Below are 9,876 nucleotides of genomic sequence, written 5' to 3' on the forward strand. Positions count from 1 at the left end.
TACCTGAACGTCAAGTACGCGGCGGTCCGGACGCCATGGTGACCCGGTTCCTGCTCGCCGGTGTGCAGTTCGAGCCGGTCTTCGGTGACCTCGACGCGAACATCGCCCGGACCACGTCGTGGATCCGGCGGGCGGCGGACCGGGGGGCGCGCCTCGTGGTCCTGCCGGAGGCGGCCTCCGCCGGTTACGTCTTCGCCGACCGGGCCGAGGCGGCGCGGTACGCGCAGCCGGTGCCGGACGGTCCCACCGTCGCCGCCTGGGCGCGGCTCGCCGCCGAACGGGACCTGTGGGTCGTCGGCGGGATCACCGAGCGGGACGGCGAGGGGGTCTACAACTCGGCGGTGCTGGTCGGTCCGACCGGTCTGGTCGGGACGTTCCGTAAGGCGCACCTGTGGAACGACGAGAAAAACATCTACCACCCGAACCGGGAGGGTTTCCCGGTCTTCGACACGCCGTTGGGTCGGATCGGCATCGGTATCTGCTACGACGCGTGGTTTCCGGAGACGTTCCGCAGCGCGGCGTTGCAGGGCGCCGACCTGGTGGTGCTGCCGTCGAACTGGGTGCCGGTGCCGGGGCAGTCGGAGGCCGCTCCGGCGATGGCGAACATGATGTGCATGACCGGTGCGCACTCCAACCAGTGTTACGTCGCCGGGGTCAGCCGGATCGGGGTGGAGCGTGGTCAGCCGTTCATCGGCCGGTCCGTCCTGGTGGGACCGGACGGTTGGCCGTTGGCTGGTCCGGCGAGTCCGGATCGCGAGGAGCTGGTGCTGGCGGAGGTGGACCTGATCGGTTCGCGGGCGCTGCGCTGGCACAACCCGTTCAACCAGCCGCTGGCCGACCGGCGCCGCGACCTGTACGTCCTTGATGGACCCGTCGTGAGCTGAGCGCGTCTCCGCGTCCCAGCGTCCCCGCGTCCCCGCGTCCGCTGCGGCAGGGCGTCGGAACTGCGGTTCTGTCCTGCTGTTCCGGTCCCGGCCACCGGGATCTGTCCGCGAAGGCTATTGACTCGTACCCCCCGTCCCGCAATTATTCGAACCGACGGTTCATACAGTGAACCAAAGAGGAGTGACCGTGAGTATCCGGGTACGCAAGCTGATCCGCCACCTCGAAGAGACCCGGCTGGAGAACGGCACCCCCGTGCAGCCGCTGCACCGGGTGGCCTTCGCCGGCGTGGTCATCGAGAACCCCTACCCCAGCGGATACGTCCAGGACCTGGTCACCCTCGCCGACGAGATCGGCGAGGAGATCGGCGAACTGGTCGGGCCCGCCTGCGTGGAACTGCTCGGCGCCGAGGTCGAGGCGTTCGGCAAGGCGGCCCTCGTGGGCATCGACGGTGAGGTCGAGCACGGCTCGGCGCTGATCCACAACCTCCGCTTCGGCAACGTCTTCCGCTCCGCCGCCGGTGGCACCGAACTGCTGCCCGCCGCCGAGAAGGTGGGCCTGCCGGGCAGCCCGATCGACATCCCGCTCAAGCACAAGCTGGACGCCAAGACCCGCTCCCACCACCAGACGGTCACCCTCCAGATCGCCGACGTGCCCCGGCCCCGGGAGATCCTCGTGGTCTGCGCCGCGTCCAACACCGGACGGCCGCTGGCCCGGCTGGCCGCCTTCGGCGCCGAACTGAAGACCAACTGACCCGGCCGGACGCGACGGAGGCACGCCATGACCACCACCGACGCCGAAACCTGGACCGGCCAGCGACTCAAGGACACCGACAAGGAGTACGTGATCCACTCCTGGTCGGTGCAGGGCGCACTCGACCCCATCCCCGTGGCCGGTGGATCCGGTTCGTGGTTCTGGGACTACGACGGCCGCCGGTACCTCGACTTCCAGTCGCAACTGGTGAACCTGAACCTGGGCCACCAGCACCCCCGACTGGTCGAGGCGATCCGCGCCCAGGCCGAGCAGCTCTGCTACATCGGCCCCGGCTTCGCCGAACGGTCCCGCGCCGAACTGGCCGAGATGATGGCCGCGCTGACCCCGGGCGACCTGAAGATGAGCTTCTTCACCACCGGCGGCGCGGCGGCCAACGAGAACGCGGTCCGGCTGGCCCGGCACGTCACCGGCCGCCAGAAGGTGATCGCCCGGTACCGCTCGTACCACGGCGCCACGGCCGGCGCCATGTCACTCACCGGCGACCCGCGCCGCTGGGCCGCCGAACCGGGGATGGCCGGCGTGGTACGGATGCTCGACCCCTACACGTACCGCTGCCCGGCCGGGCACCCCGACCCGTGCCCGGTCTGCTCCGGCGGCCCGCACCTGGAGGAGATCCTCCAGTACGAGAACCCGGAGACGGTCGCGGCGGTGATCGTCGAGCCGGTCACCGGCACCAACGGCCTGCTCTACCCGCCGGAGGGCTACCTACGGTCGTTGCGCGAGGTCTGCGACCGGCACGGCATCCTGCTCATCTTCGACGAGGTGATGGCGGGCTTCGGCCGGACCGGCGAGTGGTTCGCCTGCGACCACTGGAACGTCGTACCCGACATCCTCACCACCGCCAAGGGACTCAATTCCGGCTACGTCCCGCTCGGCGCCATGACGGTCTCCGCCCGCATCTCCGACTGGCTCCGGGACCACATGTTCTGGGGCGGCCTGACCTACGCCGGGCACCCGCTCGCCTGCGCCTCCGGCGTGGCCTCGCTGCGGATCATGCAGGACGAGGACGTGGTGCCGCACGCCCGGGCGATGGGAGAACGGCTCGGTGCCGGCCTGACCGCCCTGGCCGACCGGCACCCGAGCATCGGCGACATCCGTGGCCGGGGGCTGTTCTACGGCGTGGAACTGGTCCGCGACCGGGACACCCGCGAACCGCTCGTGCCGTTCAACGCCAAGGGTCCGGCGGCCGCACCGGTCGGCCGGCTGCTCAAGGCCGCGATGGCCCGGGGTCTCTACCTGACCGCCAACTTCAACGTCCTGCGACTGACACCGCCGCTGGTCATCACCGCCGAGGAGATCGACCTCGCGCTCGGCATCCTCGACGAGGTGCTCTGCCTCGCCGACGAGCACTACCGGAACTGACGGTGCCATCCCGGGTGGAAGCCACCCAGACAGGAGCGACACGATGCCGACCACGTTGATCACCAACGGCACGGTCGTCAACGCCGACGCGGCGATCCGCGCCGACGTGCTGGTACGCGACGGCCGGATCGTGGCGCTCGGCGAGCCGATGGACGCCGGCGTCGCCGACCAGGTCGTGGACGCCACCGGCCTGCTGGTCCTGCCGGGCGGCGTCGACGCGCACACCCACCTGGAGTATCCGGTCGACGGGTTCAGCACGCACACCGCCGACGACTTCCACACCGGGACCGTCTCCGCGGCCTGCGGCGGCACGACCACCGTCATCGACTTCGTCAAGAAGGAGCCGGACCGGTCGCTGTACGACACCTATCTGCGGCGGCGGGACGTGGCCGCCGGCAAGGCCGTGATCGACGTCGGGCTGCACGCCATCGTCCCGCCCCGCGCGGCCCAGCCCGACGTCCTCGACGACCTGCGGCGGCTGGTCGCCGAGGGGGCCACCAGCTGGAAGTTCTTCATGGCCTACCCGGGCCAGATGGTCGCCGACGACGAACTGCTCGACGGCTTCGAACTGGCCCGCGAACTCGACGTGCTGCCGATGGTGCACGCCGAGAACGGCCACATGGTGGCCCGGGAGGTCCGGCGCCTGGTCGAGCGCGGCCGGACGGCCGAGAGCTTCCACCTGCGGGCACACGGGCACGACTCCGAGGCCGAGGCGGTGCACCGGGCCGTGGTGCTCGCCGACACCGTCGGCACACCGCTGTACGTGGTGCACGTCTCCAGCGCGGCGGCGGCCGACGAGATCAGCCGGGCCCGGGCGGCCGGGTCGCGGGTGTGGGGCGAGACCTGCCCCCAGTACCTGGTGGTGGCGTACGAGGACTACGCGGACCTGGGTGAGCGGGCCGCCGCGTACGTCTGCTCCCCGCCGATCCGGGAGCGCGCCAACCAGGCGGGCCTGTGGCGGATGCTCGTCACCGGCGCGCTGTCGACGGTGGCCACCGACCACGCCGGATTCTGTCTGCACCAGCCGGACGACCTGCCGCCGCAGAAGATGCGCAGCCCGGGTTACTTCCCGAAGGTGCCCAACGGCGTTCCGGGTGTCGAGGACCGGCTGATGGTCCTCTGGCAGGCCGGGGTCGCCAGCGGGCTGATCGACCCGTGCCGTTTCGTGGACCTGGTCGCCACCCGGCCGGCCAAGCTGTTCGGCCTCTTCCCGCGCAAGGGGACGGTGGCCGTCGGAGCCGACGCCGACCTGGTCGTCTGGGACCCGGCGGCCGATCACGTGATCACGGCGGCCGGTTCGCACACCCGTACCGACTACAACATCTACGAGGGCATGCGGGTGACCGGCCGGCCGGTGCACGTGTTCTCCCGGGGCGAGCACCTGGTCGACGGCGGCGGGCTGCGGCTCGACACGCCCGGCCGGGGCACCTTCCTCACCCGCCACCTGCCGTACCTGGGCTGACGCGCCCGCATTTCCCCCCACGCCACCACCCCGACCGAGCGGAGCTGAGACCGAGATGAAACTTCCCCTGGGTATCCACGTCGGCGAACGACTGAGCCTCGACCAGACCTACTGGCAGGCCGAGTTCGCCGACCAGAACGGTTTCGAGTCCGTGTGGGTCGCCGAGGGACGACTCGCCCGCGACGGCATCGTCCCGGCGGCGATCATCGCGAGCCGGACCCGGCACGTGAAGATCGGCACCGGGGTCGTCAACAACAAGAGCCGCAACGCGGCCCTGATGGCCGTCACCTTCAAGACCCTCGACGAGGTGGCACCCGGGCGGGCCATCCTCGGCATCGGCGCCTGGTGGGAGCCGCTGGCAACCAAGGTCGGGCAGCCGCTGTCCAAGCCGGTCACGTCGATGCGCGAGTACATCACCGTGCTACAGGCGTTCTTCCGCAACGAACTCGTCTCCTTCGAGGGCGAGTTCGTGCAGATGCGCGACGTGCGGTTCGACAGCATGTACCGGGAGAACAAGCCGGTCGACATCCCGATCTACGTCGGTGCGGTCGGCCCCCGGATGCTGGAGCTGGCCGGCGAGATCAGCGACGGCGTGCACATGGACTTCCTGCTGCCCCCGTCGTACCTGGTCGGGGCCCGTGCGGCGATCGACCGGGGGGTGGCCAAGCGGACCGACGGTCGGACCGGCATCGACCTGACCCAGATCGTGGCGTGCAGCGTCAACGACGACGACCCGCAGGAGGCGATCGACGCCTGCAAGGCCTTCCTCACCCTCTACCTCTGCCAGCAGCCGCACATCGCCGAGCACTGCGGGGTGGAACGCGACCTCGTCGACCGGCTGCAGGAGATCGCCGGCTGGCCGGCCACCCCGGAGGACATCAAGCGGGCCATGCGGCTGGTCCCGAACAGCCTGGTGCAGAACGTCACCGCCTGCGGCTCCACCGACGACGCCGTGCAGAAGCTCCAGGCGTACCACGAGGCCGGCGTACGCTGCCCGGTCATCTCCACGCTGGGTGACAAGGAGCAGACGCTCACCCGGCTCGCCCAGGCCGTCAAGGGGTGACCCGGTGACCGACAGCGCACCCACCCCGATCGCGGTGATCGGCGGTACGGGACCCCAGGGCCGGGGACTGGGCTACCGGCTGGCCCGCGCCGGCCACCCGGTGGTGCTCGGCTCCCGTGACGCGGGGCGGGCCACCGCCGCTGCCGCCGAGCTGTCCGCCCTGGCCGGCGGCGCCCCGGTCAGCGGCGCGACCAACCTGGTGGCGGCGCAGCGCGCCGACGTGGTGCTGCTCGCCGTGCCCTACGAGGGGCACGCCCAACTGGTGACCGCACTGGCCCGCCCGCTGGCCGGCAAACTGGTCGTGAGCTGCATCAATCCGTTGGGCTTCGACCGGTACGGACCGTACGGCCGCACCGTCCCGGCCGGCAGCGCCGCCGAGGAGGCCGCGGACATCGTCCCCACTGCCACCGTGGTCGGCGCCTTCCACCACCTGGCCGCTCCCCTGCTGCTCGACCCGGCGGCGGACCTGACCCACGAGGACGTGCTGGTCTGCGGGGACGACGCCGGCGCCAAGCAGCGGGTGATGGCCCTGGCGGCGGAGGTGACCGGCGGTCGGGCCGTCGACGCCGGCCGGCTGCGGCTGGCCCGCCAGCTGGAACCCCTGACCGCCGTCCTGATCAGCGTGAACAAGCGGTACAAGACCCGTACCGGGCTGGCCCTCACCGGGCTGGCCCCGGCCCAGTGAAAGGCCCCCAGGTGAAACTCGCCGCGCTGCAACTGCGTGCCACCGACGACCGGACCGAGACCATCGGCCGGGCCGCCGACCTGATCGACGCCGCCGCCGACCAGGGAACCCGGATCCTCCTGCTGCCGGAGCTGTTCGCGGTGCCCTTCGTGCAGCCCGAACCCGACCTCGACTACTTCCGGTACGCCGAGGCGCTGGACGGCCCGTCCAACCGGATGGCCGCCGAGCGGTCCCGCCGGCACCGGATGACCGTGGTCTCCTCGATCTTCGAGGCGGGGTCCGTGCCGGGGGTCTACCACAACACGGCCTGCACCTTCGTCGACGGTGAGCTGCGGTCGGTGTACCGCAAGTCGCACCTGCCGTTCTCCAACGGTTTCCCGGAGAAGTTCTACTTCCAGCCCGGTGGTGTCGAGCCGGAGGTGGTGCAGACCGGGGAGACCGGGGTCGGCACGATCATCTGCTACGAGCGGCACTTCCCGGAGCTGAGCCGGATCGTCGCGCTGCGCGGCGGCTCGGTGCTCTGCGTGCCGGTCGCCTCGGCGAGCGCGCCGATGCGCGAGGTGTTCCAGCTGGAGCTGCGGGCCCACGCGGTCTTCAACGGGCTCTTCGTGATCTGCGCCAACCGGGTGGGCACCGAGGGCGTGAAGGAGTACTTCGGGCTCAGCGCGGTCTACGGCCCGGACGGTGACGTGCTGGCCCAGGCCGCCGACGACCGTGACGACGTGGCGGTGGCCGAGGTCGACCTGGACCTCGTCGCGCTGTCCCGGCGGCGACGGCCCTTCCTACGCGACCGGCGGCCGGAACTCTACGAGCGGCTGACCCGGAGAGAGCCCGACGCCTGATGGACGGCTCGTGGGTGGTCGTGGTGCCGGCCAAACCCTTCACGACGGCCAAGAGCCGTTGCGCGGAGCTCGACGCGCCGGCCCGCCGTACCCTGGCCCGGGCGATGCTGGTCGACGTCGTGGGCCGGCTACGGCGGGCCCGCCGGGTGCACGCCGTGGTGGTCGCCGCGACCGACTCCGAGGTGGTCGGCGCGGCGCTGGCCGCCGGTGCCGTGGTCAGCTGGAGCGGCCGGGCCCCGGACCTCAACGGGGAGGTCGGCGACGCGCTCACCGGTGCTGCCGAGGCGCTGCCCGGCCTGCGGCTGGCCGTCGCCATGGCCGACCTGGCCGGGGCCCGCCCGGTGGACTTCGACGCGGCGCTGGCAGCGGCCGGTGCGTACCCCCGGGCGATCGTCTCCGACGCCGACGGCACCGGAACCACCATGGTGCTGCTGACCGACCCCCGCGAGTTCCGGCCCTGCCTGGGGCCCGGTTCGCGGCGCGGGTACCTCGCCGAGGGCTTCCACGACCTCACGGTCGCCGCACCCGCACTCGGGCGGGACGTGGACACGGTCGCCCACCTGGTGTCGCTCGGCGCCGACCGGCTCGGCGCAGCGACCCGTGCCTGGCTGGCGGCGGCGGACCCCTGCCCCGTAGCCCGGCCCGCCGCCTAGGGTGAGGGTCCGTCGCACCGACGGGATCCGCCCCTGGCCGTCCCGGCACCGCACCTGGCACCGCCCGCACCCCACCGAACCGGGAAGGACCCGATGACCTCCCTCGCCACCCGCGTCACCGGCGACCGGACCTGGCTGGTCGCCGTCGCCGCCAGCCTCTGGGGATTCTCCGGCCTGCTCCGGGAACCCCTGTCCCGGCAGTTGCCGGCACTCACCGTGGTCCTCGCCGAACACGCCGTCCTGGTCCTGCTGGTGTCGCCGTGGCTGGTGCCGGCGGTCCGCGCGCTCGCCCGCTGCTCCGTGCGGACGAAGCTGGCCGTACTGGTGATCGGGGCCGGCTCGTCGGCGCTGGCCACCACGCTGTTCACCGCCGCGTTCCGGCTCGGTGACCCGATCACCCCGCAGGTGCTCCAGAAACTGCAACCGTTGCTGGCCATCCTGCTGGCCGCCGTGCTGCTCGGCGAGCGGGTGAACCGACGGTTCCCGCTGTTCGCGGTACCCGCGCTCGTCGGCGCCGTGCTGCTGGCCTTCCCGGATCCGACTGCGGTGCGGGTACGCGGCCTGGCCGCCGCCGGGCTCGCCGTCGGTGCAGCCGCGCTCTGGGCGGCCGGCACCGTGCTCGGCCGGATGGTCAGCGCCGAACTGTCCTTCCGGCACGTCACCGCGCTGCGGTTCGCCGTCGGGTTGGTCGCTCTCGCGGGTGTCGCGACGGTCACCGGCACCCCGGTCGCGGTGCCGGTGGAGCTGCTGCCCCGGCTGGTGCTGCTCGCGGTCGTGCCGGGTCTGCTCGCCCTGACGCTCTACTACTACGCCCTCCGACGGACACCCGCCTCGAACGCGGCCCTGGCCGAACTGGCCTTCCCGCTGACCGCCGCCCTGGTCGGGCTCACCCTGCTGGACGGGCGACTGGACGGCAGCCAGTGGTGCGGTCTGGTCCTGGTGCTGGCCTCGGTCGCGTCGCTCGCCTGGCACGAGAACCACGGCTCACGACCGGTGGTACGGCAGCCGCAACGGGACGTCCACCGGGCCCGTACCCTCACGTCGTGACGCACGCTGACCGGGAAGGCTGGTCCTTCGCCACCGCACGGGAACCGGCCCGGTTCGGACTCGCCGTCGCCCGGACCGGCCCGGACCTGCCGCACGCCTACGGCGGGCCGGGCACGCTCTGCGGTATCCCCGGGCACCGGGTCGAGGTCTACCTGAGCCTCTTCGACACCGAGGACGCCTCGGCATGCCCGTCGTGCCGGCAGCGGGCCGCAGCCGCGCCGACCCGGCCCTGCGCGCAGGAACGCCTTCACGACCGGGTGCTGGCCGCCGGCGCGGGTCCGGTGCGCGAGGACCTGCTCGCCGCGCTCCGGCAGGGCGCGGCCGTCCCACTGTGGATCAGCGGTCCGGCTGCCGGCCTGGCCAGGCACTACGCCCGGCTCGACCGCCTCGTCGAGGGCGGGCCCGCAGTGGTAGCGGCACTGAAGGTCGACACGTCGGTGGGACTTGCCCGGGTCGCGCACGAGGGCGGGGAGTTCGTCGTCGTCCTGCCCGACGAGGGGTCTGCGGTGGTGGCTCGCGCCACCGCCCGACCGGCGCGCTGATCAGGTACGCGTAGCGGGGTATGTCCCGGGCACCAAGAATAGTAAAGTTTGTGAACAGAACATGTTACAGTCACCTTCCTCGATGCGAAGCCCTGCCGTCGGCATTGGGCACGCCGCATTCCGGAAGGAGTCACCGCATGTCCAGACTGCGCGCTCTGATCGCGCTCACGGCACTGGTTGTCACCGGTAGCCTCGTGGCAATCATCCCGTCGACCCCCGCCTCGGCAGCCACCTGCGCCGCATCGTGGCAGTCGTCAGCCGTCTACCAGGGCGGTGACCAGGTCTCCCACAACGGGCGCAACTACCAGGCGAAGTGGTGGACCCAGAACGAGGCGCCGCCGGGCAGCACCGGCGTCTGGCAGGACCTCGGTGCCTGCGACGGCGGCACCACACCCCCACCGGGAGGCACCTGCACCTACCCGAACTGGGTCGCCGGCACCTGGTACGTCGCCGGGAGCATCGTGCGGTACACCAACGGCCTGCACTACATCGCCGAGCACGACAACCCCGGGTACGACCCCGTCATCAGCACCTGGTACTGGGAGCCCTACACCTGTGGTGGCC

Annotated in this window: 11 protein-coding genes; all 11 read left to right on the top strand. The window is 71.9% G+C overall.

The window, feature by feature from the left end; all coding sequences use genetic code 11:
* Positions 1-884: nitrilase family protein (locus GSF22_RS24970; RefSeq protein ID WP_208816173.1), on the top strand; the 884-nt coding region annotated here is incomplete at its 5' end.
* 187 nt (positions 885-1,071) lie between these two features.
* Positions 1,072-1,635, top strand: a complete 564-nt coding sequence (locus GSF22_RS24975; protein ID WP_208816174.1) for an amino acid synthesis family protein — start codon at positions 1,072-1,074, stop codon at positions 1,633-1,635.
* A 27-nt stretch (positions 1,636-1,662) separates the two neighbouring features.
* Positions 1,663-3,018, top strand: coding sequence for an aminotransferase class III-fold pyridoxal phosphate-dependent enzyme (locus tag GSF22_RS24980; RefSeq protein WP_208816175.1), 1,356 nt, complete (start codon positions 1,663-1,665; stop codon positions 3,016-3,018).
* Positions 3,019-3,061: 43 nt separating this feature from the next.
* Positions 3,062-4,480 (top strand): dihydropyrimidinase, encoded by a 1,419-nt coding sequence (hydA, locus tag GSF22_RS24985; protein WP_208816176.1) that lies wholly within the window; start codon positions 3,062-3,064, stop codon positions 4,478-4,480.
* Between the two features lie 55 nt (positions 4,481-4,535).
* The gene (locus GSF22_RS24990) at positions 4,536-5,543 is read left to right on the top strand and encodes an LLM class flavin-dependent oxidoreductase (protein WP_208816177.1); all 1,008 of its coding nucleotides are present in this window, start codon (positions 4,536-4,538) and stop codon (positions 5,541-5,543) included.
* Positions 5,544-5,547: 4 nt separating this feature from the next.
* Positions 5,548-6,228 (top strand): NADPH-dependent F420 reductase, encoded by a 681-nt coding sequence (npdG, locus tag GSF22_RS24995; protein WP_208816178.1) that lies wholly within the window; start codon positions 5,548-5,550, stop codon positions 6,226-6,228.
* Positions 6,225-7,070: a nitrilase-related carbon-nitrogen hydrolase gene (locus tag GSF22_RS25000; RefSeq protein WP_208816179.1), complete on the top strand. Its 846-nt coding sequence runs from the start codon at positions 6,225-6,227 to the stop codon at positions 7,068-7,070. The genes npdG and GSF22_RS25000 overlap by 4 nt, the downstream gene beginning before the upstream one ends.
* A complete protein-coding gene (gene cofC / locus GSF22_RS25005) occupies positions 7,070-7,723 on the top strand; it encodes a 2-phospho-L-lactate guanylyltransferase (RefSeq protein WP_208816180.1) in 654 nt (217 codons plus the stop codon). The genes GSF22_RS25000 and cofC overlap by 1 nt, the downstream gene beginning before the upstream one ends.
* Before the next feature lie 93 nt (positions 7,724-7,816).
* A complete protein-coding gene (locus GSF22_RS25010; protein WP_208816181.1) occupies positions 7,817-8,770 on the top strand; it encodes a DMT family transporter in 954 nt (317 codons plus the stop codon).
* Positions 8,767-9,312, top strand: a complete 546-nt coding sequence (locus tag GSF22_RS25015) for a hypothetical protein (RefSeq protein WP_208816182.1) — start codon at positions 8,767-8,769, stop codon at positions 9,310-9,312. Before GSF22_RS25010 ends, GSF22_RS25015 begins: the two co-directional genes overlap by 4 nt.
* A 137-nt stretch (positions 9,313-9,449) precedes the next feature.
* On the top strand, positions 9,450-9,876 hold a 427-nt coding region (locus GSF22_RS25020; RefSeq protein WP_244454068.1), incomplete at its 3' end, for a carbohydrate-binding protein.

Source organism: Micromonospora echinofusca (assembly GCF_017614955.1).
GTDB lineage: Bacteria > Actinomycetota > Actinomycetes > Mycobacteriales > Micromonosporaceae > Micromonospora > Micromonospora echinofusca_A.